The sequence below is a fragment of the Streptomyces canus genome, assembly GCF_041435015.1.
Taxonomy (GTDB): Bacteria; Actinomycetota; Actinomycetes; order Streptomycetales; family Streptomycetaceae; genus Streptomyces; species Streptomyces canus_G.
The window spans coordinates 2,600,761-2,627,494 of record NZ_CP107989.1; the positions used below are offsets into that span (position 1 = coordinate 2,600,761).

The 26,734-nt window shown below is 71.3% G+C and carries 28 protein-coding genes; 21 read left to right on the plus strand and 7 right to left on the minus strand.

Annotation, left to right across the window (positions count from 1 at the left end; all coding sequences use genetic code 11):
- Window positions 1–84 precede the first annotated feature (84 nt).
- From OG841_RS11540 to OG841_RS11610, 15 genes are all read left to right on the plus strand, one after another.
- Window positions 85–861 carry a slipin family protein gene (locus tag OG841_RS11540; protein WP_328641489.1) on the plus strand — a complete coding sequence of 259 codons (777 nt, stop codon included), beginning with the start codon at window positions 85–87 and terminating at the stop codon, window positions 859–861.
- 100 nt (window positions 862–961) lie between these two features.
- A complete protein-coding gene (locus OG841_RS11545; RefSeq protein WP_328641488.1) occupies window positions 962–2,329 on the plus strand; it encodes a PhoX family protein in 1,368 nt (455 codons plus the stop codon).
- A 120-nt stretch (window positions 2,330–2,449) separates the two neighbouring features.
- Window positions 2,450–2,575 carry a hypothetical protein gene (locus OG841_RS11550; protein ID WP_328641487.1) on the plus strand — a complete coding sequence of 42 codons (126 nt, stop codon included), beginning with the start codon at window positions 2,450–2,452 and terminating at the stop codon, window positions 2,573–2,575.
- A 21-nt stretch (window positions 2,576–2,596) separates the two neighbouring features.
- A complete protein-coding gene (locus tag OG841_RS11555; protein ID WP_365115471.1) occupies window positions 2,597–4,114 on the plus strand; it encodes an FAD-dependent oxidoreductase in 1,518 nt (505 codons plus the stop codon).
- Window positions 4,115–4,174: 60 nt separating this feature from the next.
- Window positions 4,175–4,996 (plus strand): polysaccharide deacetylase family protein, encoded by an 822-nt coding sequence (locus OG841_RS11560; RefSeq protein WP_328641485.1) that lies wholly within the window; start codon window positions 4,175–4,177, stop codon window positions 4,994–4,996.
- Between the two features lie 9 nt (window positions 4,997–5,005).
- Entirely contained in the window at window positions 5,006–5,185 is a 180-nt protein-coding gene (locus OG841_RS11565; protein ID WP_057611163.1) for a hypothetical protein, read from the plus strand.
- A 16-nt stretch (window positions 5,186–5,201) separates the two neighbouring features.
- The gene (locus tag OG841_RS11570) at window positions 5,202–5,918 is read left to right on the plus strand and encodes a peptidyl-tRNA hydrolase (RefSeq protein ID WP_365115474.1); all 717 of its coding nucleotides are present in this window, start codon (window positions 5,202–5,204) and stop codon (window positions 5,916–5,918) included.
- Window positions 5,915–6,517 carry a TetR/AcrR family transcriptional regulator gene (locus OG841_RS11575; RefSeq protein ID WP_371564772.1) on the plus strand — a complete coding sequence of 201 codons (603 nt, stop codon included), beginning with the start codon at window positions 5,915–5,917 and terminating at the stop codon, window positions 6,515–6,517. Before OG841_RS11570 ends, OG841_RS11575 begins: the two co-directional genes overlap by 4 nt.
- Before the next feature lie 71 nt (window positions 6,518–6,588).
- Entirely contained in the window at window positions 6,589–6,996 is a 408-nt protein-coding gene (locus OG841_RS11580; RefSeq protein WP_365115478.1) for a hypothetical protein, read from the plus strand.
- Window positions 6,996–7,601 (plus strand): TIGR03086 family metal-binding protein, encoded by a 606-nt coding sequence (locus tag OG841_RS11585; RefSeq protein WP_371564775.1) that lies wholly within the window; start codon window positions 6,996–6,998, stop codon window positions 7,599–7,601. Before OG841_RS11580 ends, OG841_RS11585 begins: the two co-directional genes overlap by 1 nt.
- A gap of 227 nt (window positions 7,602–7,828) precedes the next feature.
- Window positions 7,829–7,954: a hypothetical protein gene (locus OG841_RS11590; RefSeq protein WP_365115482.1), complete on the plus strand. Its 126-nt coding sequence runs from the start codon at window positions 7,829–7,831 to the stop codon at window positions 7,952–7,954.
- Window positions 7,955–8,303: 349 nt separating this feature from the next.
- Window positions 8,304–9,608, plus strand: coding sequence for a DUF692 domain-containing protein (locus tag OG841_RS11595; protein WP_328641480.1), 1,305 nt, complete (start codon window positions 8,304–8,306; stop codon window positions 9,606–9,608).
- Between the two features lie 319 nt (window positions 9,609–9,927).
- Window positions 9,928–10,716: a DUF4142 domain-containing protein gene (locus tag OG841_RS11600; protein WP_328641479.1), complete on the plus strand. Its 789-nt coding sequence runs from the start codon at window positions 9,928–9,930 to the stop codon at window positions 10,714–10,716.
- A 100-nt stretch (window positions 10,717–10,816) separates the two neighbouring features.
- Entirely contained in the window at window positions 10,817–11,659 is an 843-nt protein-coding gene (locus OG841_RS11605) for a TIGR04222 domain-containing membrane protein (RefSeq protein ID WP_365115487.1), read from the plus strand.
- Between the two features lie 116 nt (window positions 11,660–11,775).
- The gene (locus OG841_RS11610; protein ID WP_371564780.1) at window positions 11,776–13,404 is read left to right on the plus strand and encodes an alpha/beta hydrolase; all 1,629 of its coding nucleotides are present in this window, start codon (window positions 11,776–11,778) and stop codon (window positions 13,402–13,404) included.
- On the opposite strand, the gene hemQ is transcribed toward OG841_RS11610, so the two are convergent.
- Window positions 13,405–14,136: a hydrogen peroxide-dependent heme synthase gene (hemQ, locus tag OG841_RS11615; RefSeq protein WP_328641476.1), complete on the minus strand. Its 732-nt coding sequence runs from the start codon at window positions 14,134–14,136 to the stop codon at window positions 13,405–13,407. It lies immediately after the preceding gene.
- 5 nt (window positions 14,137–14,141) lie between these two features.
- On the minus strand, window positions 14,142–15,584 hold the full coding sequence (gene hemG / locus OG841_RS11620; protein WP_371564783.1) for a protoporphyrinogen oxidase: 1,443 nt from the start codon (window positions 15,582–15,584) through the stop codon (window positions 14,142–14,144).
- A 157-nt stretch (window positions 15,585–15,741) separates the two neighbouring features.
- Between hemG and OG841_RS11625 the strand changes: the two genes are divergently transcribed.
- Window positions 15,742–16,743, plus strand: coding sequence for a DUF4349 domain-containing protein (locus OG841_RS11625; protein WP_371564786.1), 1,002 nt, complete (start codon window positions 15,742–15,744; stop codon window positions 16,741–16,743).
- Window positions 16,744–16,770: 27 nt separating this feature from the next.
- A complete protein-coding gene (locus OG841_RS11630) occupies window positions 16,771–18,165 on the plus strand; it encodes an FAD-dependent oxidoreductase (RefSeq protein ID WP_328641473.1) in 1,395 nt (464 codons plus the stop codon).
- Window positions 18,166–18,168: 3 nt separating this feature from the next.
- Here the strand turns inward: OG841_RS11630 and OG841_RS11635 are convergent, their stop codons facing one another.
- Window positions 18,169–18,495 (minus strand): hypothetical protein, encoded by a 327-nt coding sequence (locus tag OG841_RS11635; RefSeq protein ID WP_266558137.1) that lies wholly within the window; start codon window positions 18,493–18,495, stop codon window positions 18,169–18,171.
- A gap of 125 nt (window positions 18,496–18,620) precedes the next feature.
- On the opposite strand from OG841_RS11635, the gene OG841_RS11640 reads away from it, so the two are divergent.
- Entirely contained in the window at window positions 18,621–19,448 is an 828-nt protein-coding gene (locus tag OG841_RS11640; protein ID WP_328641472.1) for a rhomboid family intramembrane serine protease, read from the plus strand.
- Window position 19,449: 1 nt separating this feature from the next.
- Here the strand turns inward: OG841_RS11640 and hemE are convergent, their stop codons facing one another.
- On the minus strand, window positions 19,450–20,505 hold the full coding sequence (gene hemE, locus OG841_RS11645; protein WP_328641471.1) for a uroporphyrinogen decarboxylase: 1,056 nt from the start codon (window positions 20,503–20,505) through the stop codon (window positions 19,450–19,452).
- Window positions 20,506–20,621: 116 nt separating this feature from the next.
- Here hemE and OG841_RS11650 point away from each other — a divergent pair, with 116 nt between their 5' ends.
- The 3 genes from OG841_RS11650 to OG841_RS11660 all read left to right on the plus strand — a co-directional run bounded on the left by OG841_RS11650 (window position 20,622) and on the right by OG841_RS11660 (window position 23,579).
- Window positions 20,622–21,290, plus strand: a complete 669-nt coding sequence (locus OG841_RS11650; protein ID WP_328641470.1) for a DUF3000 domain-containing protein — start codon at window positions 20,622–20,624, stop codon at window positions 21,288–21,290.
- A 211-nt stretch (window positions 21,291–21,501) separates the two neighbouring features.
- Window positions 21,502–22,164, plus strand: coding sequence for a response regulator transcription factor (locus OG841_RS11655; protein WP_328641469.1), 663 nt, complete (start codon window positions 21,502–21,504; stop codon window positions 22,162–22,164).
- Between the two features lie 134 nt (window positions 22,165–22,298).
- Window positions 22,299–23,579, plus strand: coding sequence for a ribonuclease D (locus OG841_RS11660; protein ID WP_328641468.1), 1,281 nt, complete (start codon window positions 22,299–22,301; stop codon window positions 23,577–23,579).
- A gap of 23 nt (window positions 23,580–23,602) precedes the next feature.
- Here OG841_RS11660 and OG841_RS11665 read toward each other — a convergent pair whose 3' ends face one another.
- The 3 genes from OG841_RS11665 to OG841_RS11675 are packed head-to-tail and all read right to left on the minus strand — an operon-like array spanning window position 23,603 to window position 26,684.
- On the minus strand, window positions 23,603–24,433 hold the full coding sequence (locus tag OG841_RS11665) for a carbohydrate ABC transporter permease (protein WP_328641467.1): 831 nt from the start codon (window positions 24,431–24,433) through the stop codon (window positions 23,603–23,605).
- Window positions 24,430–25,371, minus strand: a complete 942-nt coding sequence (locus OG841_RS11670) for a carbohydrate ABC transporter permease (protein ID WP_328641466.1) — start codon at window positions 25,369–25,371, stop codon at window positions 24,430–24,432. Before OG841_RS11670 ends, OG841_RS11665 begins: the two co-directional genes overlap by 4 nt.
- A complete protein-coding gene (locus OG841_RS11675) occupies window positions 25,371–26,684 on the minus strand; it encodes an ABC transporter substrate-binding protein (protein WP_328641465.1) in 1,314 nt (437 codons plus the stop codon). Before OG841_RS11675 ends, OG841_RS11670 begins: the two co-directional genes overlap by 1 nt.
- Between the last annotated feature and the right edge of the window lie 50 nt (window positions 26,685–26,734).

The following is a 26,734-nucleotide window of genomic DNA, read 5'->3' on the forward strand; positions in this document are numbered from 1 at the left end:
CCGGGGCCGATCGTGGCCCCGGACCAGGCACCGGGCATATCGTTACAGGAGTAGACATACGGACCTCTGGACGAGGAGGTCGGAATGCTCCAGGAACTGTTGACGGCGGCCGTGGCGGCCGGTGCCGCGGGGTTCGTCTACCTCACGGCGGCGGCCCGGGTCGTCAAGCAGTACGAGCGCGGGGTGGTCTTCCGCCTCGGGCAGCTCGCGGGTGAGGTGCGCGAGCCCGGGTTCACGGTGATCGTGCCGTTCGTGGACCGGCTGCACAAGGTGAACATGCAGATCGTCACGATGCCGGTGCCGGCCCAGGAGGGCATCACCCGGGACAACGTGACGGTGCGCGTGGATGCGGTCGTCTACTTCCGTGTCGTCGACGCCGCGAGCGCCCTGGTCAAGGTCGAGGACTACAAGTTCGCCGTCTCCCAGATGGCCCAGACCTCGCTCCGTTCGATCATCGGCAAGAGCGAGCTGGACGACCTGCTGTCCAACCGCGAGAAACTCAACGAGGGTCTGGAGCTGATGATCGACAGCCCGGCCGTCGGCTGGGGCGTGCAGGTGGACCGGGTCGAGATCAAGGATGTGTCGCTGCCGGACGCGATGAAGCGGTCGATGGCCCGGCAGGCCGAGGCCGACCGTGAGCGCCGGGCCCGGATCATCAACGCCGACGCCGAACTCCAGGCCTCGAAGAAGCTCGCGGAGGCCGCCGAGCAGATGTCCGAGCAGCCGGCCGCGCTCCAACTCAGGCTGCTGCAGACGGTCGTGGCGGTGGCCGCCGAGAAGAACTCGACGCTCGTCCTGCCCTTCCCGGTGGAGCTGCTGCGCTTCCTGGAGAGGGCTCAGGAGCACCCGACCGGCACGTGACGGGCGGGGACACGCTACGCGCGTGGTTCCCGCGGGCCGACCCAGGTGATAGACACAGCGACGTCACAGTCCTGTCCGCCAGCAGGAAGGTTGCTCCGCCATGTCCGCAACACGACGTCAGGTCCTGGCCCGCTCCGGCGCCTTGGGCGTGGGCATCGCCTTCACCGGTGCCCTCTCCGAACTCTTCGCCGGCACCGCCGCCGCCCAGTCCCTCGGCCACACCGGCTACGGCCCCCTCGTCCCGGACCCGAAGGGCCTGCTGGACCTGCCGAAGGGCTTCCGCTACAAGGTCCTGTCCCGCGAGGGCGACCCGCTCCGCTCCGGCGAGGGCAAAGTCCCCTCCCACCACGACGGCATGACCGCGCTGCCCGGCAGACACGGTCGCGTCCACCTGGTCCGCAACCACGAGAACCGCCCCACCGCGGCCATCGCCGTCCCCACCGTCGAGGGCCTCACCTACGACCCGGCGGGCAAGGGCGGCTGTACGGCCCTCACGCTGGACTCCCGCAACAACGTGCTGTCCGAGCGGGTCGCCATCGCCGGCACCGCCGTCAACTGCGCGGGCGGGCACACTCCTTGGGGCACCTGGCTGACCTGCGAGGAGACCGAGGACAAGGCCGGCACCAACGGCTACGCGAAGGACCACGGCTTCATCTTCGAGGTCGACCCGGTCGACCCGCACCGCTCCGGTGCCGTACCGCTGACCGCGATGGGCCGCTTCCAGCACGAGGCCATCGCGATCGACCCGAAACGCGGCATCGTCTACGAGACAGAGGACGCCTTCCTCAAGCCCTTCGGTCTCTTCTACCGCTTCCTGCCCAACAGGCCCGAGGGCGGCCTCGGTTCACTGCGCGCGGGCGGCCGGCTCCAGGCGATGCGGGTGCCCGGCGTACCCGACCTGTCCGTGGTGCAGGAGACCGGCGCCTGCTTCGAGGGCATCGAGTGGGTCGACGTACCGGACCCGCTGGCCACCGAAACCCCGGTCCGGCTCCAGGACTTCGGCCCGAAGGGCATCACCCACGCCCAGAAGCTGGAGGGCTGCTACTGGGGCGGGAAGAGCGTCTACTTCGTCTCGTCGTTCGCGCACAGCGCCGACGGTTCGGCCGCCGACCACTACGGGCAGATCTGGCGCTACGACCCCTCGGCGCGCCGCCTCACCCTGGTGATCGTCTTCGGTCCGGACACCGACATCCAGCTGCCCGGCGAGTCCCCGGACAACATCTGCCTCGCGCCCAGCGGCGGTCTGATGGTGTGCGAGGACGGCAGCGGCGCCCAGCACGTCTTCGGCGTGACGCGGCACGGCGAGGTGTACGCCATGGCCCGCGGGAGGCAGAACATCGGCACGCCCGAGGCACCGGAGTGGGGCGAGTTCGCGGGCGTCACCTTCTCCCCCGACGGGCAGACGATGTACGTCAACTGCTACACGCCCGGGACGACCTTCGCGGTGACGGGCCCCTGGCGCCGGTAGCCGTCCCGCACGACGGCGCGCCCCGGCCCCTCGGCGCAGGATCGAGGGGCCGGACCCGGACCGGAAGGGCCCCCGAAGAAGGACGCGAAGGGCAGCACGACGAAGAAGGTCCCACGACCGGTGGCGACCTCGCCCGGCGAGAGCTGCTGCGGGTACCCGGCGGCAAAGTGCTGGTCCCGCGACTGGGCGGTCAGCCGACTCCTCCTCGAACACCTGTCGGAGTTGGACCCGCTGCTCGAACGGTGAATACCGGGGTACTCGGGGCGCATGAGCGAGAACCGGCACGTCAAGGGCTCGTACTGGCTGGAGACAGCGCCCGGCGGACCCCGGTCGCCGCTGACCGAGGACCTTGACGTCGACGTGGCCGTGATCGGCGCCGGCATCGCCGGGCTCAGCACGGCGTGGGAACTGACGCGGGCCGGGCGCCGGGTGGCGGTCCTGGAGGCCGGACAGGTGGCCGCGGGGGTCACCGGGCACACCACCGCCAAGCTGACCGCCCTGCACACACTGATCTACGACAAGCTGCGCCGCACCCGTGGCCCCGAGGGCGCCCGGCTGTACGCCCGCTCGCAGAGCGAGGCGATCGAGCGGGCCGCCGGGATCGCGGACGAGCTCGGGGTCGACTGCGACTGGGAGCGGCGCAGTGCCTATACCTACGTCCGTGACCCGAGCCGCGCCGACGAGCTGCGGGCCGAGGCGGCGGCCGCCCGGGAGGCGGGGCTCCCGGCTTCGTTCGTGAAGGAGACCGGGCTGCCGTTCCCCGTGGCGGGCGCGGTGCGGGTGACCGGGCAGGCGCAGTTCCATCCGCGCAGGTATCTGCTGGCCCTGGCCGAGGACCTCGTCGCCTCCGGTGCGGCCGTGCACGAGCACACGGCCGTTCTGGGCCTCGAAGAGGGCGAGCCGTGCCGCCTGACGACCGACACGCGGGCGACGGTGACGGCCCGGGACGTCGTGGTCGCCACCCACTATCCGATCTTCGACCGTGCCCTCCTGTTCACCCGGCTCTCGCCGCGCCGCGAGCTGGTCGTCGCCGGGACGATCGACCGGGAACGGGATCCGGACGGTATGTACATCACGCCGGAGGAGGGCACCCGCTCGGTCCGTACGGCTCCCTGGGACGCCGACCGGCGCCTGCTCATCGTCACCGGCGAGCACTTCACGCCCGGCACGGGCGACACCCGCAGCCGTTTCGACCACCTGGGCGCCTGGGCTTCCCGGCACTTCCCCGACGTGGACCTCACCCACGCCTGGGCCACTCAGGACAACGACCCCACGGACACCGTGCCGCTCGTCGGCCCCCTGCACCCGGGCGCCAGGCACACCTACGTCGCCACCGGCTTCGGCGGCTGGGGCCTGAGCGGCGGAATCATGGCGGGCCGCCTGCTCACGGCGCAGATCACCGGCGAGAACTGCGCGTGGAGCGACCTGTACGACCCGCGCCGCCTGCGCTCGGCGGTCCGCGAGGCCCCGTCCTTCCTCAAGAACCAGGCACAGGTGGCCCGCCACTTCGTCGGCGACCGGCTGCGTCCCTCGCCCCCGCTGGAGTCCCTCCCGCCCGGGGAGGGCGCGGTCGTCCGGGTGAACGGCGACCGTCTCGCGGTGTACCGGGACGACGAAGGCGCCCTGCACGCCGTCTCCCCGCGCTGCACCCACCTCGGCTGCCTGGTCTCCTTCAACGGGGCCGAGGACGCCTGGGAATGCCCCTGCCACGGCTCCCGCTTCGACACGAACGGCGAGGTGATCCAGGGGCCGGCGACCAAGCCACTGGAACGGCGGGACATCTGAGCGGGTGACGTTGCGGCCGAGGTGAAACTTAAATAGGACAATTTGCCCTATTTTCATACGGTGATCACTCTTGTACGACGCGTCACCGCCGCCTGTGTCCTCAGCGCCGCCCTCACCGCCTGCGCCGCCACGCCGCAGCCGGTCCGCCCGGTACCTTCCGCGACCACCACGGCTCCTTCCGCGCCCCCGACTCTCGCCCCCGGCCCCGGGGGCCTGACCCCCGTCTTCAAGAACGGGTCCCGTACGCACGGCAGGACCGTCGCGCTCACCTTCGACGCCGACATGACGGCGGACCAGGGGGCGCGGGCGGCAGCAGGCGAGCACTTCGACAATCCCGGGCTGATCGCGGCCCTGCGGACACTGAAGGTGCCGGCCACCGTGTTCATGACCGGGCGGTGGGCCGAGCAGTATCCGGAGCAGGCCCGATCCCTCGGGCGGGACCCGCTCTTCGAGGTCGCCAACCACTCCTACAGCCACTACGCCTTCACCGACGACTGTTACGGGCTGCCGACGGTCTCCGGTGACCGGATGCGAGCGGATGTGGAGCGGGCGTACGCGGCGTTCCGGAAGGCGGGGGTGCCGGACGCTAGGCCGTACTTCCGGTTTCCCGGCGGGTGCTACGACCGGCGGGCACTCAAGGCGCTGACCCCGGTCGGCGTGACCGCCGTCCAGTGGGACGTGGTGAGCGGGGACGCGTTCGCGACGGACGCGGAGGCGGTGACCCGACAGGTGCTGGAGGGGGTGCGGCCGGGGTCGGTCGTGGTCATGCACTGCACGCGCAGTGCCGCGCCGACGACGGAGCGGGTGGTGCGGGCGGTGGTGCCGGAGCTGCGCGAGCGGGGGTTCCGGTTCGTGAAGGTGTCCGAGCTGATCGGGTCCTAGGCTGGAGGTATGAGCGAGGACTACTGCACGATCGGCAACGTGCCGAAGCCCCCGGTCGCCGACGGGCCGCCGTATGCGGAGTGCGTGCTGTGCCGGAAGCCGACGGAGTATCCGGAGTCGTACAAGGGGATCACCCTGTGCCCGGTCTGCGAGTGGCAGGAGGCTCAGCGTACGGCCTGCTCCGGGTGACCTTAGGGTTGTCCGGGTGAGCCACGACGTGACGCCCTCGACCGACAGCCCCTTCCGTTCCGAGCCGACCGTACGCGACCAGGCACCCCAGTTCGTGCTGCCCCTGGTCGTCCGTATCGAGAAGACGGCTCCGCCTGCTCGCACCGACGCTCTCGAGACCGCCGCCCGCGCCGTTCTCGTCCTGCTCAGCGACGAGCGTTCCGTCGGCGACGGGGAGTGGGCCGAGGTGGTGCGGGACTGGCAGGACGCCCGGATCCGGAAGGTCGTACGGCGGGCGCGAGGCGCCGAGTGGAGGCGGGCCGAAGGGTTGCCCGGGATCACCGTGAGGGGGAAGTCGGCGGAGGTACGGGTGTTCCCGCCGGTGCCGCTCGACGGCTGGCCGAAGGATCTGGCCAGGCTCCAGGTTTCCGGCACCGACCTCGACGACCCCGAACCGCCGCCGGCCGCGGACGTGACGGCTCCTGTCCTGTGGCTCAATCCGGACCTCGACATGTCGGCGGGCAAGGCGATGGCTCAGGCCGGTCACGGCGCCCAACTGGCCTGGTGGGAACTGTCGGACGAGGAGCGGGCCGCCTGGCGGGTCGCCGGGTTCCCGCTCGCCGTACGGGCCGCGGATCCCGCGCGGTGGGGTGAACTCACCGCCGGCGGACTGCCGTTGGTCCGTGACGCTGGTTTCACCGAGATCGCACCGGGCTCCTGCACGGTCGTCGCGGACCATCCGGCGCTGCGATGACCCGGGTCGATGGGCGCGTCGAGCGGGGCAACCGCACCCGGCGGGCAGTGCTGCGGCGGGCCGTCGACATCGCCTCGGTCGAGGGACTGGAGGCCTTGTCCGTGGGGCGGCTGGCCGGGGAGCTGGAACTGAGCAAGAGCGGGGTGTTCGCTCTGTTCGGATCCAAGCAGGAGCTGCAGCTGGCGACCGTGCGGGAGGCCTCGCGGATCTTCGTCGCCGAGGTGCTGGATCCGGCCGCCGAAGCGACCGAGGGGGTCGACCGGCTGCGGGGGCTGTGCGAGGGCTGGCTCCGGTATTCGCAGGAGCGGGTCTTCCCGGGGGGGTGTTTCTTCTACGGCGTGATGGCCGAGTTCGACGCCCGCGAGGGGCCGGTCCACGACGCGCTCGTCGAGGCCCAGCGTGCCTGGCTCGCCGAGTTGGAGAGGTGCGCCGAGCGGGCACGGGCCGCGGGTGAGCTGAGCGCGGACACCGACCCGGCACAACTCGCCTTCGAAGTCGTCGCGTTGATGGAGACGGCGAACGCGATGTCGGTGCTGCACGGCGACTCGACGCCCTACGTCAGGGCCCGGCGGGGCATCGCGTCACGGCTGCGAACCTGACCCCTGACGCACTCGGGGATTTCGCGGGGAAACTAGTAGCACGATCGTTCGTTTAGTTTTAGGGTCGGGCCATGGATACTCCTCGACGACGCGTCCTTCGCTCCCGGTGGAAGTCCGGTCCGGCCCTCCCGCTCGACGACTTCGCGCTCGTCGCTGTCACCGACTTCACCGCCCACGGCTACGGGCAGTCCGTCGCCGTCGCGCTGGCCGGGATGCGGTTGCGCCGCACCTGGCCGTCGACACCCGGCGCGGTGGGGATGTGGTTGTTCGCGGATCCTCTGCGCCGGCGCTCCGGGTCCGTGTCCGTGTGGGCCGACGAGCGGGGACTGAAGGAGTTCACCGGGCGCCCCGACCACGTGCGGATCGTGCGTGCGCATCGCGGACGCGGTGAACTTCGGTCGGCCCGGCGAGAGTTCGAGGAGTTCGACCCCGATGCCGTGTGGGCGTACGCCCTGGACCTGATCACCGAGGAGCGCTGATGGATGTCGTCGAGCTGGACCGGACCGCCGTACAGGAGGCTTCGCGGGTCGTGGAGTCGGCCCGGGACGGCGACGACGGGGACTGGGAGCGGGACACCCCCTGCTCGGGGTGGAACCTGCGGCGGCTGGTGGCGCACATGACCGCCCAGCACCACGGGTTCGCGGCCGCCGCCCGGGGCGTGGGCGGCGATCCGGGGTACTGGCGGGAACCGGAGGGGGCGGCCGAGCCTGCCCGTGCGCATCGGGCGGCTGCGGACGCGGTGCTCGCAGCGTTCGCCGAACCGGGCGTTCTCGAGCGGGAGTTCGTGCTGCCGGAGCTGGGCGGAGGGTTTCCCGGCCGCACGGCGATCGGCTTTCACTTCGTCGACTACGTGGTGCACGCGTGGGACGCGGCGGCCACGCTCGGTGTGCGCCTCCTCCTGACGGACGAGGTGCTCACCGCGGCCCTGTCCGTGGCCCGACGCGTTCCGACGGACCCCGCCGTCCGCGGCCCGGGCTTCGCGTTCGCGCCCGCGCTGAAGGTCGCGGAGGGGGCCGGGCCACTGGAGGAGACGCTACGACTACTCGGCCGGGACCCGCAGGCGTGGCCCGGAACCGGCAGGTGACACCACCGGCGGCTGCGGGCCGGAGTTCACACCCGCGCCGAAGCCCGCGGACCAGCCCCGGCCGCTGGAGCAGACACGGCGGCTGCTGGGCCGGGAGCCGCAGGCGTGGCCCCGGACCAGACGGCTCCCGGCGGCCGCGGGCCGGGGGCCACACCCACGCTGAAGGACGCGGACCAGGCCCGGCCGCTGGAGGAAACGCGGCGGCCGCTGGGCCGGGACCCGCAGACGTGGCCCCGGACCAGACAACTCCCGCCGACCGCGGGCCGGGGGCCACACCCACGCTGAAGGACGCGGACCAGGCCCGGCCGCTGGAGGAAACGCGACGGCTGCTGGGCCGGGACCCGCAGGTGTGACCGCGCATCGCATGTGATGTCGCCAGGCGTGGGTCGGAGTCCACACCCGCGCTGAAGGGCGCGGAAGAGACGCGGCGGCCGCTGGGCCGGGACCCACAGACGCGGCCCCAGGACCAGACGGCTCCCGGCGGCCGTGGGTCGTGCCCGCGCTGGAGTTCGCGGAGGAGACGCTGCGGCTGCTCGGCCTGGACCGCAGGTGAGGTCGTCGGCCGTGTGGGGTCGAACCTCAAATGTTGCTCTGAAGGTCACCCGGGCACGGTTCGGGTCCGGAGTCCGGGGCCATACCTCCGTCACGCCGAGCGGACGGCGACCGGAGCGGATGCGGGAGAGGCCGAGGAGGGGACGGACCATGGAGCGACTGGGGACGGGTATCGGATGGCGGCCGGAGATCGCGGACGCCGTGGAGCGGATGCCGGGCATCGACTGGGTCGAGGTCGTGGCCGAGAACCTGTGCCCCGGGCACCTCCCCGAGTCGCTGCGCCGGCTGCGCGAGCGCGGGGTGACCGTCGTGCCGCACGGCGTCTCGCTCGGCCTCGGCGGCGCCGACCGGCCCGACGCGGGGCGGCTCCTCGCTCTCGCAGAGCGGGCCGAGGCGCTGGGCTCGCCGCTGGTCACCGAGCACATCGCGTTCGTTCGCGCGGGCGGCCCGCTGACCGCCTCCCCCCGACTGGAGGCCGGCCACCTGCTGCCTGTCCCGCGCACCCGGGACGCCCTCGACGTCCTCTGCGAGAACATCCGCATCGCGCAGGACGCGCTGCCGGTGCCGCTCGCCGTGGAGAACATCGCCGCGCTGATCTCGTGGCCGGGCGAGGAGATGACCGAGGGGCAGTTCCTGTACGACCTCGCGGACCGGACCGGGGTACGGCTGCTGATCGACGTGGCCAACCTGCACACCAACCACGTCAACCGCGGCGAGGACCCGGCGGAGGCACTTGCCGGGCTCCCTCTGGAGGCCATCGCGTACGTCCATGTCGCGGGCGGCTTCGAGCGGGACGGGGTGTGGCACGACAGCCATGCCCACCCGGTGCCGCGGCCCGTTCTCGACATCCTCACCGACCTCACGTCCCGCATCTCGCCGCCGGGGGTGCTGCTGGAGCGGGACGAGAACTTCCCCGAACCGGGCGAACTGGCGCGGGAGTTGGTGGCCATTGAGGAGGCGGTGGAGAAGGGCGGCGGGGCACGGGCCGACGGCGCGTGGCGCGCCGGCGCCCCCGTGGAGCCGTCGAGCGTCTCGACCGACCCCGCCCGTCAGCGGCTCGCCCTCGCCCAGACCGCGCTGCTGTCCGCGCTCGTGGCGGGGACTCCGGTGCCGGAGGGGTTCGACCGGGTGCGGCTGGGGGTGCAGGCGCGGGCGCTCGCGGGAAAGCGGGCGGATGTGGTGGCGAAGGTCGCACCCGAACTGCCGGTGATCCTCGGGACGGGCTATCGGCCGGCGTTCCTGGCGTATGCGCAGGGGGCGCCGATGACGGACGGGTATCGGCGGGACGCGCTGAGCTTCGCCGAACAGCTGCTGCTGAGCGGGGGGTTGGCGGACGCGAGGGTGCGACGGGAGTTGCGGGAGTGGTGGCTGGAGCGGTCGGGGCCCACGCCGGGGTCCCGGAGGCCGGCGGTGCGGCTGGCCCGGGCCACGCGGAGGGTGTTGCTGCGGCACTGAGGGTGCGGGTGCCCGGAGGTGGGTGACGCCCTCGCCCGCGCAGGTGTGCAGGCGGCGCGCGCGGCCGCGTATCCGCCCTCGCCGGCGGCCGGGCACCCGGGCGGGATGCCGCCGCGGGCGTCGGATCGCGCAGGCATGGCGGCCGACAGCGACCGCAACCCACCCAGGGGCGCGGGGCTGCATCGATCTGCGGCTCCCCGCGGGGCGCGACCGGCCCCCACCGGCCCGCAGCCGACATACGACCTCCACGGACCCGGCAGTAATATGTCAATCCCGCACCTGAATCCCACTAGCGTGCGGTGCCGCAACAGGAGGCACCATGCGACCGCGACCGCCCGTCAAGGGGCGAGGCATCATCTCCGGCACCGGGGTCATCATCGCCGGACTCACGGCGACCCTCGTGGCCCTGCTCATCCCGATCTGGTCCTATGCCGACCGCTCCGGCACGGGACTGAGCGTGCTCAACGCCGGGACCGTGACGACGCCGTACGGGCCGCTCTCCGCACTGGACCGGGAGTTCGTCACGAAGGTGCGGCTGGCGGGGCTGTGGGAGCTGCCCGCGGGTCAGCAGGCGGAGCAGAAGGGCACGACGCAGGCCGTACGAACGGCGGGGCAGCATCTGGTCGAGGGGCACACGTTCCTCGACGCACGCGTGCGTGACGTGGCGTCGAAGCTCGGACTCACCCTGCCCAACGAGCCCAGCGATCAGCAGAAGCAGTGGCTCGACACCCTGAACCAGGCCCAGGGCGTCGACTACGACCGCCAGTTCGCCAACATCCTGCGTCTCGCGCACGGCAGGGTGTTCTCCGTTGTCGCTCAGGTGCGCGCGAGCACCCAGAACTCCCTGGTCCGCGCCCTGGCCGACGACGCCAACACCACCGTGCTGGACCACATCAAGATCCTGGAGGCCACCGGGTACGTCGACTTCGGCGCCCTGGCCCGGGACATGGCCACCGGCAGCACGCCACCGATCACCAACTCCCCTGCTCCTCCAGGCCCGACGACCGACCCGGGCGCGGTCGTTCCGGTCACCCCGTCGCCGTACGCCACGACCTTCACTCTGCCCCCGGCCGCCTCCAGCCCGCCCCCGGTCCCCGTCCCGTCGTAGTCCGCTTCCGGACAAACGGAACGTCACACACCGACAACACTCCGTCCGGATTGTGAACAGCCCATGGCGTCGCCGGGAGCCTTTGGCATAGAAACGCGGCATGTTCTGGGTTCTTCTTCTGCTGCTGGCCTGGGCCGCCGCCGGCACCGCGTGTACGCGGCTGTGCCTGGCCGCCGTACACGCGGCGGCCGCCGACGCGGATGCCCGGAGACACGATCTGACGCTGTACGAGGCCGCGTTCCTGTCGGGCGGCCCGCGGCGGGTCGCCGATCTGACGCTCGTCTCCATGGCCCGGCAGCGACGGCTGCTGCTGGCCCACACCGGCTGGGCAACCGTCGTCGATCCGCGGGGGCGGGACGAGATGGAACGCACGGTCATCGGGGCCATCGGCCCCGAGGGGCAGTCCCGGATCGCGCCGGTGCGCGCGGACGCGGCCTCGGCGGACGCGGTGCGCAGCATCGCCGACCGGCTGGTGGACGCGGGCCTCGCCGTGTCCGACGGCGCCCGGTCCGGCATCGCGGCGGCGGTCCGCCAGGTACGGCTGGCCTCGGTGGCCGTCGTCGCGCTGGGCGCGATCGCGCTGCTCGTGCCCGCCCCGTCGGAGATGCCGCGGCACCTGGTCGCCCTCTGGTTCGCGCTGCCGCTGGCGCTCTCCCTCAGCTGTCTGGCCATCGCACGGATGGAGGTCCACCCGTACTCACGCTGGGCGTCCCCGGCCGGCCAGCGGCTGCTCGGCGCCCTGACCCGGCGCACCGGCGGCACGGACGAGCGGACGTATCTCACCTCCGTCGCCGTACGCGGCATCAGCGCGGTGGGGGAACCGGATCTGCGCGCGGCCTTCGCCCACCGGGAGCAGCGCCAGGGGCGTCCTCGTGAGGAGTGGCGAGGAGAACGGCCCGACGGACACGGCGAGGAGCACCGCCGGCCGCACGGGCGCGACTGAGCTCATCCGGGGGCGCACGGAGGCATTGGGGCCGACACCGGCGGTGCGGTGCTTGCCTTCCCCCGCAGTCGAACGAAACATCCCTTTTGTCGCTGCCGCGCACCGAAGGGATACCGATGAGAGCCCCCGCCCTCTACACGGCCGCCGGGTCACTGCTTCTGACCACGCTCGCCGCCGCACCGGCCGGGGGCGCTCCGGCCGCCCCGGGCGCGGCGGAACTCCACGGCACCGCGATCGCCGCCGCGCGCGCCGGGACGGCGGGAGTCCGCTTCGGCACCTGCCCCGCGGCGGAGGACCTGCCCGACAGCGTCCAGTGCGGCACGGTGTCCGTCCCGCTCGACTACGCGCGCCCCGACGGCCGACAGATCACGCTGACCGTCAGCCGGGTGCGGGCCACCCACAAGGACGAGCACAACAGCAAGCGCAGGGTGCCCCGGCAGGGCGCCCTGGTCTACAACCCCGGCGGTCCCGGCGCCTCCGGCATGTACTTCCCGCTGGTCGGCGCGCTCCCCGAGTGGAAGCGGCTCGCGGCGGCGTACGACCTCGTCGGCTACGCACCGCGCGGGGTGGGCCGTTCGGCGCCGCTGTCCTGCACGGACCCCAAGCAGTACCTGAAGGCGCCCACGCAGACACCGACGCACCCCTCGCTGTCGTATAAGAAGGAACGCATCGCGCAGGCGAAGGTGTACGCGCGCGGGTGTGCGAACCGGGCGGGCGCGGCTCTCCGGTACTACACCTCCCTCAACAACGCCCGCGACCTGGACGTGCTGCGGGCGGCGCTGGGCGAGCGGAAGCTGACGTTCGTGGGGGCCTCGTACGGGACCTACTTCGGCGCGCTGTACGCGACGCTGTTCCCCTCGCATGTACGGCGGATGGTCTTCGACGCGGCAGTGGACCCGGACCCGGAGCAGATCTGGTACCGCAACAACCTGGACCAGTCGGCCGCGTTCGAGGAACGCTGGGCGGACTTCCGGGAGTGGATCGCCGGGCACGACGACGTGTACGGGCTCGGGGACACGGCCGAGGAGGTGCTGCGCAGCTACGAGAAGGCGGCGGCGCGGCTGGCCGCCGAGCCGGCCGGGGGGAAGGTCGGGCCCGGGGAGCTGCAGGGGGCGTTCCTGTCGGCCGGGTACTACGACGACTTCTGGCCGCATCGGGCACAGGCCCTGTCGGCGTACCTCAAGGGCGATCCCAAGCCGCTGATCCAGCAGGCCGGGCCGCATCAGGAGGCGGCGAAGGAGGCGGAGAACTCCAACGCCGTCTATACGGCCGTCGAGTGCAACGACGCGCCCTGGCCGACGGACTGGAAGGTGTGGGACCGGGACAACACACGGCTGGCGCGGGTGGCGCCGTTCGAGACATGGGACAACGTGTGGATGAACCTGCCCTGCGCGTACTGGGTCCCGCCGCGGCAGCGGGCCCTCGATGTGCGGACCGGGCCCGGTGAGCTGCCGCCGACGCTGATTCTGGCGGCCGAGAGGGACGCGGCGGCTCCGTACGCCGGCGCCCTGGAGCTGCACCGGCGACTGTCCGGCTCGGTGCTGGTGACCGAGCGGGACGCGGGCACGCACGGCATCGCGGGCGGCCCGAATCCCTGCGTCAACGGATACCTGGACGCCTACCTGCTGGAGGGACGCCTCCCGGTGCGGCGCGCCGCATGCGCCCCGCACCCCGAGCCCACGCCGAAGCCGAAGTCGAAGTCGAAGGGCAGCTCTCGGAAGGCGGCCGTCGCACCCGCCGGCTGATCAGGCGAGGCCCGCCACGAGCTCGGCGATCTCCTTGCGGCGGCCCGTGTAGAACGGGACCTCCTCGCGGACGTGCATCCTCGCCTCCGAGGCGCGCAGGTGGCGCATGAGGTCGACGATGCGGTAGAGCTCGTCGGCCTCGAACGCCAGGATCCACTCGTAGTCGCCGAGGGAGAAGGAGGCGACCGTGTTGGCGCGGACGTCCGGGTAGCCGCGGGCCATCTTGCCGTGGTCGGCGAGCATGCGGCGACGGTCCTCGTCGGGGAGGAGGTACCAGTCGTACGACCGCACGAACGGGTAGACGCTCACGTAGTCGCGGGGGTTCTCGTCCGCCAGGAACGCCGGGATGTGCGAGCGGTTGAACTCGGCGGGGCGGTGCAGAGCCATGTTCGACCAGACCGGCTCCAGCGCGCGGCCCAGCTTGGTGCGGCGGAAGAGGTTGTACGCCTCCTGGAGCTGGTCGCTGGTTTCCGCGTGCCACCAGATCATGACGTCGGCGTCGGCGCGCAGGCCGGACACGTCGTAGGTGCCGCGGATCGTGACGTCCTTGGCGGCGAGCTGGTCGAACAGCTCCTGGACCTCGTCGGCGTAACCCGTGCGGTCCTCGGGGAGCACGTCCTTCAGCTTGAAGACGGACCAGAGCGTGTAACGGATGACCTCGTTGAGGTCCTTGGCCAGCTTGCCCTTGTTCGGGACCCTGCCGGACTCGGGGGTGGGGGCGTCGTTGCTCATGGGCCCTATTCTCCCGCTCCGCCGTGCAGACTCTGCACCGGGTTGGCGGTCAGCTCCCGGACGGCGGTCAGGTCGCCCTGGATCTGGTCCACCGCCGCGTAGGCGCTCGCGATGCAGGCCGGGATGCCGACGCCGTCGTAGTGCGCGCCGCACACCGCGAGGCCCGGAAGTTTGGCGACATGCTCACGGATGCGGGCCACGCGCGCGTGGTGGCCGACGGGGTACTGGGGCAGGCCGTCGGTCCAGCGGGTGACGCGGGTTTCGAGGGGGGTGGCGTCCAGCCCGGTGGCCTCGCGCAGGTCGTGGCGGGAGACGTCCACCAGGGCGGTGTCGTCCCGCTCGAGGATCTTCGTCTCGCCATGGCGGCCGACGGAGGTGCGCAGGACGACGACGTCCGGGTTCTCGTCGGCGATCCAGCCCCACTTCTGGGAGGCGAAGGTGGACGCCTTGATGGTGCGGCCGTCGACCGGCGGGACCAGGAATCCGCTGCCGGCGGGCAGGGCGGTGTCGGAGCGGCGGTAGGCGAGGGTGACCAGGGCCATGGAGGCGTACTCCACGGTGTCGAGCTCGGTGGCGGCCTCGGGGGCCTCGGCGCGCAGGAGACCCGCGGCGGCCGGGGCGGGGGCGGCGACGATCACGGCGTCGGCGTGCAGGACGCGGTCCGCGGCGACGACCCTCCAGCCACCGGACGGCTCGCGGCGCAGCTCGGTCACCGGGGCGCCGGTGACGATCTCGCCGCCGCGCGCGCGGACCGAGTCGGCGACGGCGAGCGGGAGGGTGCCCACACCGCCGCGGACACCCATGAACACCGGGCCGGTCTGCTGGTTGCCTGCGGCCATCCTCGCCTGGATCTCGCGGACGCCCTCGGTGAGCGAGGTGTGGGTCCTGGCGACCTGGAAGAGCTGCGGGACCGCCGAGCGCATCGAGATGCGGTACGCGTCGCCCGCGTAGACCCCGCCGAGGAGGGGTTCGATGAGGCGGTCGACGACCTCGCGGCCCAGGCGCGCCGCCACGTACTCACCGACCGCCACGTCGTCGCCGACCTCCGTGCGGGGCAGCTCCGCGTCCTGCTCGATGCGGGCGAGGCCCTCACCGGACAGCACTCCGGCCAGGGCCTCGGCGGTGCCGGGGACGCCCATGACGTGGCCCTTGGGCATGGGGCGCAGGGCGCCGCGGGTCCAGATCGAGGCGCTCGCGGTGGCGGGCGGCTGAAGGCGGTCGCCGAGGCCCACCTCGCGCGCCAGGGCCACCGCCTCCGGCCTGCGGGCCAGCATCGACTCGGCGCCGAGGTCGACGCGCGCGCCCGCGATCTCGCCGGGCAGCAGCTTGCCGCCCACCCGGTCGGACGCCTCTAGCACGGTGACGTGCGCACCGCGCTGCGCCAGCCGATGCGCCGCGGCCAGTCCCGCGATGCCGGCTCCGATGACGACGACCCGTGATCCGCTCATGGCCCCAGCCTCTCAGACCCCACTGACAGTGCGACGGCGGCCCGGTGTCCTTCACGAGTCCCGACCGTGACCGCATCGGAACCACCGAAGTCCAACGTTCGCACCCACTCCGGCGTCGAAGGAGCGTCAGTTGTTCACGACCCTCGGGGGGACGCCCATGCGCACATCACGTTCACGCCGTACACGAAGCTCGGTACGTCCCGTCCAGGCACTCGCCGGGCTCCTGCTGGCCGCGGCCCTCGCGCTGACCGGGTGCAGCGCGGGCGGCGACTCCGGCAGCGACGGCAGCAGCCTCACCAAGGACGACAAGGCCGCCTTGCAGGCCGACGCGGAGGGCGCGGCCGGCGCCGAGGCCGGCGCGGGCGGCAAGCAAGCCACCGCCGCACCCCAGCCCGCGGTGAACCACATCATCCGCACCGCCACGCTGACCGTGCAGGTCAAGAACGTGCCCAAGGCGCTCGCCGCGGCCCGCACCACCACCGAGAACGCGGGCGGGTTCGTCGGCAAGGAGTCCACCTCGCGCGACGAGGAGGGCCAGGAGCAGACGGAGGTGGTGCTGCGGATACCCGTCGAGAAGTACGACGAGGTCCTCGCCGACCTGGAGGGCGCGGGCAAGCTCCTGGAGCGCACGGCGAACGCGCAGGACGTCACCGACCAGGTCGTCGACGTGGAGAGCCGGATCGCGACGCAGCGCGCGAGTGTGGCGCGGATCCGGGAGCTGATGGACAAGGCGACCAGGCTGAGCGACGTGGTGACCCTGGAGGGCGAACTGAGCACCCGTCAGGCCGACCTGGAGTCGCTGCTCGCCCGCCAGGCGTCCCTGAAGGACCGCACGAGCCTGGCCACCATCACCCTGTCCCTGTCCGAGTCGCCCGTCGTCAAGGCCGAGAAGGACGACGACCCCGGCGTCGTCGACGCGCTCGCGGGCGGCTGGGACGCGTTCGTGACCATGCTGCGCTGGGTCGTGGTGGCGCTGGCGGCGGTGCTGCCGTTCCTGGCGGGGATCGCGCTGATCGTGCTGGTGTGGCTGCGGCTGATCCGGCCCCGGCTGCCGCGCCGGCCGGCGCCCGCGGCCGCCTCGACCGCTCTGGGCCCGCTGCCCATGGCACGTCCCGTTCCGGAACCGGGGCGGGAGCAGGAGCGGGGCGAGCGGGACTGAAATGCCCCGCCCTCGTAGCGTGTTCGCATGAACATGAGCCGTACGCGGGACTCGAGGGAACGTCTGGTAGTGATCGGCGGCGACGCCGCGGGGATGTCCGCGGCGTCGCAGGCACGCCGGTTGAAGGGCCCCGACGAACTGGAGATCGTGGCGTTCGAGCGGGGCCACTTCACCTCCTACTCGGCCTGCGGCATCCCGTACTGGGTGGGCGGGGACGTCACCGAGCCGGAGCAGTTGATCGCCCGGACGCCCGAGGAGCACCGGGCCCGTGACATCGATCTGCGCATGCGCACCGAGGTCATGGAGATCGACGTCGACCGACAGCGGGTACGCGCGCGTGACCTCGAGTCGGGGGCCGAGTCCTGGACGTCGTACGACAAACTCGTGATCGCTACCGGCGCCCGCCCGATCCGCCCGGACATGCCGGGAGTCGACGCTCCCGGTGTGCACGGGGTGCAGACGCTCGACGACGGGCAGGCGCTCATCGACACGCTGGCACACGCGCGTGGCCGCGAGGCAGTGGTGGTGGGCGCCGGTTACATCGGTGTGGAGATGGCCGAGGCGCTGATCAACCGCGGCTACGAGGTGACGGTGGTCAACCGGGGCAGCGAGCCCATGTCCACGCTCGACCCGGACATGGGCCGCCTGGTGCACGAGGCCATGGAGGGTCTGGGCATCACCATGGTCGACGACGCCGCAGTGACCAAGGTGCTCACGGGCGAGGACGGCCGGGTGCGGGCGGTGGCCACGGAGAACGCCGAGTACCCGGCGGACGTGGTGGTGCTCGGCATCGGCGTACGCCCGGAGACGACGCTCGCGCGGGCGGCCGGTCTGCCGCTGGGCAGCCACGGGGGTCTCCTGACGGACCTGGCGATGCGGGTGCGCGGCCACGAGAACATCTGGGCGGGCGGCGACTGCGTCGAGGTTCTCGACCTGGTCTCGGGGCAGGAGCGGCACATCGCGCTGGGCACCCACGCCAACAAGCACGGCCAGGTCATCGGCACGGGCGTCGGCGGCGGCTACGCCACCTTCCCCGGGGTCGTCGGCACCGCCGTCAGCAAGGTCTGCGACCTGGAGATCGCCCGCACCGGCCTGCGCGAGAAGGACGTGCGCCGGGTGGGCCTCCAGTTCGTGTCGGTCACGATCGAGTCCACCAGCCGGGCCGGGTACTACCCGGGCGCCTCCCCCATGACGGTGAAGATGCTCGCCGAGCGCCGCACAGGGCGGCTGCTCGGCGTGCAGATCGTCGGGAGAGAGGGCGCGGGCAAGAGGGTCGACATCGCCGCGGTGGCCCTGACGGCGGGGATGACGGTGGAGCAGATGACGGCCCTGGACCTGGGGTACGCGCCGCCGTTCAGCCCGGTGTGGGATCCGGTGCTGGTGGCGGCCAGGAAGGCCGCCGCGAAGGTGCGGGCCTCCTGACGGCTACGCCGTTCCGTTGATCCGTTCGATGGCCTGGCGGGCCTGGTCGGCCGGCGGCCTGGGCGGCAGCGCCGAGACGGAGGCGCTGGTGCTGGCGGGCATCGCGGCCGGCTGCTCACCCGCCGGTTTGGCGTGCGAGGCGGGCCGCGTGGTCCTGAGCCGGTTGCTCACCGCCTCGTCGAGCGTCACCGGCCGCTGCATCTGCGAGGCCAGCCGTCCGGCCTCCTGACCGAGCCTGGCCACGTCCTCCCACGGCAGCCGCACCACCAGGGAGATCTCGGCCTCACCGTCGGGAAGAGCGTGCATCGGAGGAGTAATTCGGTCGTTCATCGGTGGTTCCTCACGTAGTCCCCGCGGCCCGCCTTCCCCGTGCCGCGGGCGGTTGAGGAGACATACGCACGCGCGCGTGCGGGTGTTCACCGATTCGCGGGGCCCATCGCGGGCACTACTTCCTTGTGGTCATCCCCGTCCATGACGTGAACCCTGTGCGCCGTACCCCCGTGGTGACGTACGCGCTCATCGCCGCGAACGTCCTCGTGTTCCTGTTCACGCCCGGCCTGTCCGGCTCCGTGGCGGGCGACAGCAGCCTGTCCCAGCTGTGCCATCTCCAGGCGTTCCTGGACCACTACGCGGCGGTCCCACAGGAGTTGATCCACCATCAGCTGCCGCGGCTGGTCCCCACGGGCGACGTCGGCACGAGCGCGCAGGGCTCGGCGGGCTGCGTGGTGGCCCCGCCGGACTACGACAAGTCACCCCCGCTGTCGGTCCTCACGGCGATGTTCCTGCACGGCGGCTGGCTGCACCTGCTGGGCAACATGCTGTTCCTGCTGATCTTCGGCAACAACGTCGAGGACCGCATGGGTCATGTGCGCTTCGCGCTGTTCTACGTCGTCTGCGGCTACGCGGCGTCGTACGGCTTCGCGCTCCTCAACGACGACTCGGGCGACCCGCTGATCGGTGCGTCGGGAGCCATCGCCGGGGTCCTCGGCGCCTATCTGGTGCTGTACCCGAAGGCCAGGGTGTGGGTCCTGGTGCCCTTCCTGGTCTTCCTGCCGCTCAGACTGCCGGCCTGGATGGTGCTGGGCTTCTGGTTCGTGCTGCAGGCGGTGTACTCCTCGGGCGAGGGCGTCTCCGCCGCCGGCACGGTGGCGTACGCGGCGCACGTCGTGGGCTTCCTCGTCGGGATGCTGCTGGCCTGGCCGCTCAAGCCGGGCACTCCCCCGCCGCCGGAACCGCGCGGCCTGCTGTTCGGCCGGAAGGCGCGGCCCCGGCACACCTGGTGAGTCAGCGGGCGGTGTGCGTGTGGACGTACTCCACGAGGCGGGTCAGGGCGTCCGGGTCGGTGGACGGCATGACGCCGTGGCCGAGGTTGAAGACGTGGCCCTCCAGGCCCTCGGCCGAGTCCAGGACTTCGCGGGTCTTGGCCTCGATCGCCTCCGTGGAGGCGAACAGGACCGTCGGGTCGAGGTTGCCCTGGAGCGCCTTGCCGGGGCCGACGCGGCGGGCGGCCTCGTCGAGCGGGACGCGCCAGTCGACGCCGACGACGTCCGCGCCGGCCTCGCCCATGAGCTTCAGCAGCTCGCCGCAGCCGACGCCGAAGTGGATGCGGGGGACACCGTACCCCTCGACCTCCTTGAAGACCTTCGCGGAAGCCGGCAGGACCGAGCGGCGGTAGTCGACGGGGGCGAGGGCGCCGGCCCACGAGTCGAAGAGCTGGACCGCGGAGGCACCGGCCTCGATCTGGACCTTAAGGAAGACGGCGGTGATCTCGGCGAGGCGGTCGAGCAGGTCGGCCCACAGCTCGGGGTCGCCGTACATCATCGCCTTGGCGTTCTCGTACGTGCGGGACGGGCCGCCCTCGACGAGGTAACTCGCGAGGGTGAAAGGTGCGCCCGCGAAACCGATGAGGGGGGTCGGGCCGAGCTCGCGGGTCAGCAGGCCGATGGCCTCGGTGACGTAGGAGACGTCCTCGGGGGTGAGGTCACGTAGTTGAGCGAGGTCGGCGCGGGTGCGGATCGGGTTCTCGACGACCGGGCCGACACCGGGCCTGATGTCGAGGTCGACGCCGATGGCCTTCAGCGGGACGACGATGTCGCTGTAGTAGATCGCCGCGTCCACGTTGTGGCGCCGGACCGGCTGGAGTGTGATCTCGGTGACCAGCTCGGGCCGCATGCAGGACTCGAGCATCGGGATGCCCTCGCGGACCTTGCGGTACTCCGGCAGCGAGCGCCCGGCCTGCCGCATGAACCACACGGGGGTATGCGGGACGGGTTCACGGCGACACGCCTTGAGGAAGGCGGAGTCGTAGGCGGCTGACGGCGGCGTCTCAGGTGCACTCACGTCGGAAAGTCTCGCACGGCGCGATGAGTGCCGAGTGCGCGGTGTCTGTGTGGGCATGGAGCCAAGTCCGGGTGTCTAGGGCGGCACCACGGCGCCCTTCCCTTTAACCTTCCCGCATGGCTGCGGCTCAAGGACGACTGTCGGACGGCGCTGGTGGGATGGACGACGCGAAGGAAGGGGACCGGGATGGCGGAGGTGCGGCTCCGCCGGCTTTCCAGGCCGCGGTTCAGGCCCTGCGCGGGAGCCGGCTGCGGCCGCAGATCGAGGTCGAGCCGACACGGGCTCCACAACGGCTCGCCCCGCATGCGTACGCGCTGGAGGCCACCGTCGTCGACGGCGACCAGGACCTCGCCGACGGGCGGCTCGTGCTGCTGCACGATCCGGACGGCCACGACGCCTGGCGGGGCACCTTCCGGCTGGTGACGCTCGTGCGCGCGGAGCTGGAGGCGGAGATGGCCGCCGACCCGCTGCTGCCCGAGGTGTGCTGGTCGTGGCTGACGGGCGCGCTCTCGGCGCGCGGGCTGTCGTACGGCGAACCGAGCGGCACCGTCACGCGCGCGAGTTCGCACTACTTCGGCGGTCTGTCCGAGCGCCCGGCGACCTCGCAGATCGAGATCCGGGCCTCCTGGACGCCCCGCGAGGGCCTGGGCGGGGTGCCGGACACGGCGGGGCACCTCGCCTCCTGGTGCGACCTGCTGGCCCAGGTCGCGGGTCTGCCGCCGGCCGGTCCGGGTGACGCGTCGATCGTGACGTTGCCACAGCGGCGGGACCCGCAGGCGCGCTGACCACCCACACGGAGCATCAATTTGTCGATACGGCCACTTTCAGTCAGGAGTGAGCCGTCGAACGAACCGATATGTTCACCGAACGATCGACCGTACGTCCGAATTGCACTAATTGTTACTCACTAGATCGTGATCATTCTCTAAAGGACGCCCGGTTCGGTGCCGAAGACGTCTGTGACCTTCCAAGCCGTCCCGCACCCCAGGAGGCCCGGTGTCCGTTCTCCTCGAGCAGCCCGCAAGCCTGGTCGCCTACCGCCCTAACAAGCCCACCGCCATGGTGGTCGTGGCCGACCCGCGTGTCCGATCCACCGTCACCCGTCACCTCTGGGCGCTCGGTGTGCGCGATGTCATTGAAGCCTCGTCCGTGGCGGAGGCCCGACCCCGAATCGGCAACCCAAGAGACATCTGCGTCGCCGAGGTCCACCTTCCCGACGGCTCCGGCCTGACCCTGTTGTCCGAGACCCGCGCCGCGGGCTGGCCCAACGGCCTCGCCCTCTCCGCGGCCGACGACATCGGTGCCGTGCGCAACGCCCTCGCGGGCGGCGTCAAGGGCTACGTCGTCACCGGCACCCGCACCAACGTCGGGCTCCCCACCCGGCCTGGCGCCGCCCCCATCGGCTCCGCCGCCGCCCGTATGCACCGCCGCCACCCGGGTGCCCCGAGTCACCCGGGTGGCTACCGCGAGCTCTCCGGCCGTGAGGTCGAAGTACTGCGGCTGGTGGCCGAAGGGCAGTCGAACAAGGCGATCGGCGTCTCGATGGGCCTGTCCGCACTGACCGTCAAGAGCCACCTCGCCCGGATCGCCCGCAAGCTCGGCACGGGAGACCGCGCCGGCATGGTGGCGGTGGCCCTCCGTACCGGCATCATCCATTGAGGCCCTTTTCGAGCCTCGCTGTTCACGGACGTGAACCATCGCTTTCACCGGGCTGACTGGTTTACGACCCTCAGGCGCCTGCCGACGGAACGTTCCGTCGGCAGGCGCTGTCCATACACAGATACCCTTGACATGTGACCGACGCCCAAGAGACCGCAGCAGACGTTTCACTGCGAACCACCGGAGGCGGCCCTCCGGACGATGGCGGATCTTCTGCAGCGGAGGCGCCGATCCCTCTGCTGGAGCCGCGCGAGGGCATTCCGCCCGTGATCGCCGACGAGGCCTCGCTCGCCGAGGTGATCGCCGCGTTCGCCGCGGGCTCCGGACCCGTCGCCGTCGACGCCGAGCGTGCGTCCGGCTACCGCTACGGACAGCGCGCGTATCTCGTGCAGCTGCGCCGCGCGGGTGCGGGGACCGCGCTGATCGACCCCGTGGCCTGCCCCGACCTCTCGGGCCTCGGCGAGGCCCTCTCCGGTGTGGAGTGGGTGTTGCACGCCGCCACGCAGGATCTTCCCTGTCTCCGCGAAATAGGCATGGTGCCCTCGCGCCTGTTCGACACCGAGCTGGCCGGGCGGATCGCCGGATTCCCCCGGGTCGGGCTCGGCGCGATGGTCGAAGGGGTGCTGGGCTACGTACTGGAGAAGGGCCACTCGGCCGTGGACTGGTCGACCCGTCCACTGCCCGAGCCGTGGCTGCGGTACGCGGCCCTGGACGTGGAGCTTCTCGTCGACCTGCGCGACGCACTGGAGAAGGAGCTCGACCGGCAGGGGAAGCTGGAGTGGGCGCTTCAGGAGTTCGACGCGATCGCTTCGGCTCCGCCGGCCGAGCCGCGCAAGGATCCCTGGCGCCGGACCTCCGGGATGCACAAGGTGCGGCGGCGCCGGCAGCTGGCCGTCGTGCGGGAACTGTGGGAGGCCCGGAACCGGATCGCCCAGCGGCGGGACGTGTCGCCGGGCAAGGTGCTGTCCGACGCGGCGATCGTCGAGGCGGCGCTCTCCCTGCCGGTCAATGTGCACGCCCTGGCCGCGCTGAACGGGTTCGGGCATCGGATGGGACGGCGGCAGCTCGAGCAGTGGCAGGCCGCGGTGGATCGGGCCAGGGCCCTTGCCGAGACACAGCTGCCGCAGCCGGGGCAGCCGCTCACCGGACCTCCGCCGCCACGGGCCTGGGCCGACAAGGATCCTGCGGCGGCCGCGCGGCTGTCCGCCGCGCGGGCCGCGGTTTCCGCGTTGGCCGAGTCGCTGAACATGCCTCAGGAGAACCTGATCACTCCGGACACGGTGCGGCGGGTCTGCTGGGAGCCGCCGAGCGTGGTCAGCGCGGAGTCGGTGAGTGCTGCATTGGCCGGCCACGGGGCTCGGGCCTGGCAGGTCGAGCAGGTGACTCCGGTGCTGGTGGCTGCGCTTTCCGCCTAGCACCACCCCGCGCCCCTGGCAGGTCATCTGGTCGCGCCCCGCGTGAATCCGTTGTAGATGAAGCGCTGCAACGACAGGAAAACGATCAGGGTCGGCAGGATCACCAGGACCGCTCCTGCCGAAATGACCTCCCAGTGGGCCGCGTAGGGGCCTCGGAAGCGGAACAAGGACGTCGAGATCACGCCAAGATCTTCCGAGGGCATGTAGAGGAAGGGGATGTAGAAGTCGTTGTAGACGGTGATGCCCTTCACGATCACCACGGTCGCGGTCGCCGGCTTCAGCAGCGGGAAGATGATCTTTCGGTAGATCGTGAAGGCGTTGGCGCCGTCCAGGCGGGCCGATTCGTCCAGGGAGACCGGGATCGAGCGGACGAACTGCAGAAAGATGTAGATCGAGACGATGTCCGTGCCCATGTAGAGGGCGATCGGGGCCCAGAGGCTGTCGAACATGCCGAAGCTGTTGACGATCTGGAACGTCGCCACCTGGGTCGTGACACCGGGGACCAGGGCGGCCGTCAGGAAGAGCGCCACCACCAGCTTCTTGAAGCGGAAGGTGAACCGGTCGATGGCGTAGGCCGTCATCGAGCCGATGAGGACCGTGCCGCCGATCGAGATCAGCAGGATGATCGCCGTGTTGGTGAAGGCGGAGAGCATCTCGCCGTCCTGGAACGCCGTCACGTAGTTGTGGAAGTTCAGCAGGTCGTGCGGGAGCTCGAGGGCCCCGCTCGTGTCGGCCATCTCCTTCTCCGACTTGAGGGAGGTGAGGAGGACGACCACGAGCGGCAGCAGGACGACCAGGGTCGCGGCGATCAGCGACAAGTAGACAAGGGCGCGGGTGATCGTACGGCCTGTCATACGAGGTCCACCTTGTCGTCGGGGACCAGGCGCCGCTGCACCCAGGTCACCAGCAGGATGATCAGCAGGAGGACGATGGCGGCCGCCGAGGCCAGGCCCGTCTTGTTGAAGCGGAAGGCCAGGTTGACCGTCTGGATCACGAACGTCTCGGTGCCGGTCGCACCGCCGGTCATGATGTACGGAATCTCGAACACCGACAGCGAACCGGAGATCGAGAGGATCACCGTCAGGGTCAGGACCGGCTTGATGCCCGGCGCGATGATGTGACGGAACTGGTGCCAGCGGTTCGCCCCGTCCAGCTCCGCCGCCTCGTACAACTCCCCCGGGATGGACTGGATCGCGCCCAGGAAGAGCACGAAGTTCAGGCCGAGATAGCGCCAGACCGAGACGCCGGCCAGCGAGGTGTTCGCGGAGACCGGGGTGCCGAGCCAGGCGTGGTCGGTCTTCACCCCGAACAGGCTCAGCACCGAGTCGAGGGTGCCGCCGTCCTGGAAGAAGTAGAGGAACACGAAGCCGATCGCGACGCCGTTGATCAGGTACGGGAAGAAGAGCACGCCCTTGAAGAAGTTCCGGAAGCGGACGTTGAAGCTCAGGATCGTCGCGAAGTAGAGCGCGAGGACGATCTGGACCACGGAGGCGGCGAGGTAGTAGCCGCTGACCCAGAAGACCTCGAAGAGATCCGGGCGGGTGAACACCTCCCGGTAGTTCTCGACGCCCGTGGAGTGCAGTTCGGGGCTGACACCGTCCCAGTCGGTGAAGCTGTACGCGATCATGTTGGCGATCGGCGCGTAGGTGAAGGTGATCAGCAGGGCGAGCGGGACGATCAGGAACAGCCAGGGGGTCAGGCCCCGCCGGACGCGGGTCCGGCGCGTGGGCGGTGCCGGGACGGGGGCGGCCGGGATCACCTCCACGGCCGCCTTCTGTGTGGTGTCCGTCATCAGGACCCCAGGTTCTTCCGGGCGTCCGTCCAGCGCTTGCTGAGGTCCGCGAGGAAGTCGTCGAGGCTGCCCTTGCGGGCGCCGCGGGCGAGGTCGACGAGCTTCTGCCGGTATTCGGGGGCGTAGAGGCCGACCTCGGACTCGTTGTCGATCTGCTTGACCTTCGCGCCCTGGGCGTCGTCCAGTTCGATGAACTTCACGCCCTGGTCCTCGTACGGCTTCAGGACCGACGGCAGCGGGGCGTCCTTGAGCGGGGAGAGGGCGAGGTTGTCCTCGACATAGCCGGACTTGTCGGTGAACCAGTCGATCCAGGCCCGGGCCGCCTCCTTGTGCGGGGAGTGGACGTTGACCGCCTGGTTGTAGTCGGGGGCGATGGTCGCGCAGAACTTCCCGCCCGTTTGGGCCGGGAAGGGCATGAAGCCGATGTCGTCGGGGTTCACGCCGGCCTTCTTCGCCGCGTCCTGGAACTGCACGATCGCCCAGGTGCCGAGCCACTGCGTGGCGATCTCGCCCTTGGCGGTCCGGGGCTTGGACTCCTCCCAGTTGCTGGTGGTCGGGTCCTTCTCGATCAGCCCCTCGTGGACGATGTCGTACAGGAGCTGGTCGCCGACGCGCAGGTCGGCGCCCTTCGCCCAGGGGTCGCCCTGGGCGAGCTTGTCGGTCGCCTTCGGGTCACAGGTCACCGCGCCGTCGACCTGCGTCCACTGTGACAGCGTCCAGCCGGCCGAGAAGTTGGTGTAGTACGGGATCGCGTCGGTCTTCGCCTTGATGGCCTTGAGGTCGGCGAGGAACTCGGCCGGGGTGGTGGGCCATTCGGTGACCCCGGCCTCCTTCCAGATCCGCTTGTTGTAGACGAACCCGGGACTCACGGCGACGGGGCTCTGCCCGTACACCTTGCCGTCGACGGCGGTGAAGTCGGTGAAGCGGTACTTCTTGGCGCGCTCTTCCTGGGTGCCCAGCGAGGCGAAGAACCTTGGGTAGTCGCTCTTCTTGATGACGGCCGGGATCAGCAGGACATCGCCGTAGTTCTCGGTGTTCATCCGGATCTTGACCTCGGCCTCGTAGTCCGTGATGCCCTCGAACTCGACCTTCACCTTCGGATAGGTCTTGCTGAACTCTGCGGCGTACTTCTTCAACGTGCCGTCCTGCACGAGGTCGGTGCGGACGGTGAGGACCTTGATCGTGCCGGTGACCTTCGACGGGTCGTCAGGCGCTTTTGCGTCGGCGCCCTTCGACGATCCACCGGTACCGGTGCACCCGGGGATCAGCAGGGCGGCTCCCACGGCCATGGCCAGGGCTGTACGGCGGTTCATGTGCATCAGCTCCGTTCAGGGGACGGACGAGCACGAGCGGGTTGGCTGGT

Coding starts and splice junctions, on each gene's coding strand:
- OG841_RS11665 (WP_328641467.1), bottom strand. CDS start 24,433: ATGACAGGCCGTACGATCACCCGCGCCCTTGTCTACTTGTCGCTGATC.
- hemG (WP_371564783.1), bottom strand. CDS start 15,584: ATGAGCGGATCACGGGTCGTCGTCATCGGAGCCGGCATCGCGGGACTG.
- OG841_RS11605 (WP_365115487.1), top strand. CDS start 10,817: ATGTTCTGGGTTCTTCTTCTGCTGCTGGCCTGGGCCGCCGCCGGCACC.
- OG841_RS11610 (WP_371564780.1), top strand. CDS start 11,776: ATGAGAGCCCCCGCCCTCTACACGGCCGCCGGGTCACTGCTTCTGACC.
- OG841_RS11540 (WP_328641489.1), top strand. CDS start 85: ATGCTCCAGGAACTGTTGACGGCGGCCGTGGCGGCCGGTGCCGCGGGG.
- OG841_RS11625 (WP_371564786.1), top strand. CDS start 15,742: ATGCGCACATCACGTTCACGCCGTACACGAAGCTCGGTACGTCCCGTC.
- hemQ (WP_328641476.1), bottom strand. CDS start 14,136: ATGAGCAACGACGCCCCCACCCCCGAGTCCGGCAGGGTCCCGAACAAG.
- OG841_RS11675 (WP_328641465.1), bottom strand. CDS start 26,684: ATGAACCGCCGTACAGCCCTGGCCATGGCCGTGGGAGCCGCCCTGCTG.
- OG841_RS11600 (WP_328641479.1), top strand. CDS start 9,928: ATGCGACCGCGACCGCCCGTCAAGGGGCGAGGCATCATCTCCGGCACC.
- OG841_RS11545 (WP_328641488.1), top strand. CDS start 962: ATGTCCGCAACACGACGTCAGGTCCTGGCCCGCTCCGGCGCCTTGGGC.
- OG841_RS11595 (WP_328641480.1), top strand. CDS start 8,304: ATGGAGCGACTGGGGACGGGTATCGGATGGCGGCCGGAGATCGCGGAC.
- OG841_RS11630 (WP_328641473.1), top strand. CDS start 16,771: ATGAACATGAGCCGTACGCGGGACTCGAGGGAACGTCTGGTAGTGATC.
- OG841_RS11580 (WP_365115478.1), top strand. CDS start 6,589: ATGGATACTCCTCGACGACGCGTCCTTCGCTCCCGGTGGAAGTCCGGT.
- OG841_RS11585 (WP_371564775.1), top strand. CDS start 6,996: ATGGATGTCGTCGAGCTGGACCGGACCGCCGTACAGGAGGCTTCGCGG.
- OG841_RS11565 (WP_057611163.1), top strand. CDS start 5,006: ATGAGCGAGGACTACTGCACGATCGGCAACGTGCCGAAGCCCCCGGTC.
- OG841_RS11575 (WP_371564772.1), top strand. CDS start 5,915: ATGACCCGGGTCGATGGGCGCGTCGAGCGGGGCAACCGCACCCGGCGG.
- OG841_RS11555 (WP_365115471.1), top strand. CDS start 2,597: ATGAGCGAGAACCGGCACGTCAAGGGCTCGTACTGGCTGGAGACAGCG.
- OG841_RS11635 (WP_266558137.1), bottom strand. CDS start 18,495: ATGAACGACCGAATTACTCCTCCGATGCACGCTCTTCCCGACGGTGAG.
- OG841_RS11650 (WP_328641470.1), top strand. CDS start 20,622: ATGGCTGCGGCTCAAGGACGACTGTCGGACGGCGCTGGTGGGATGGAC.
- OG841_RS11670 (WP_328641466.1), bottom strand. CDS start 25,371: ATGACGGACACCACACAGAAGGCGGCCGTGGAGGTGATCCCGGCCGCC.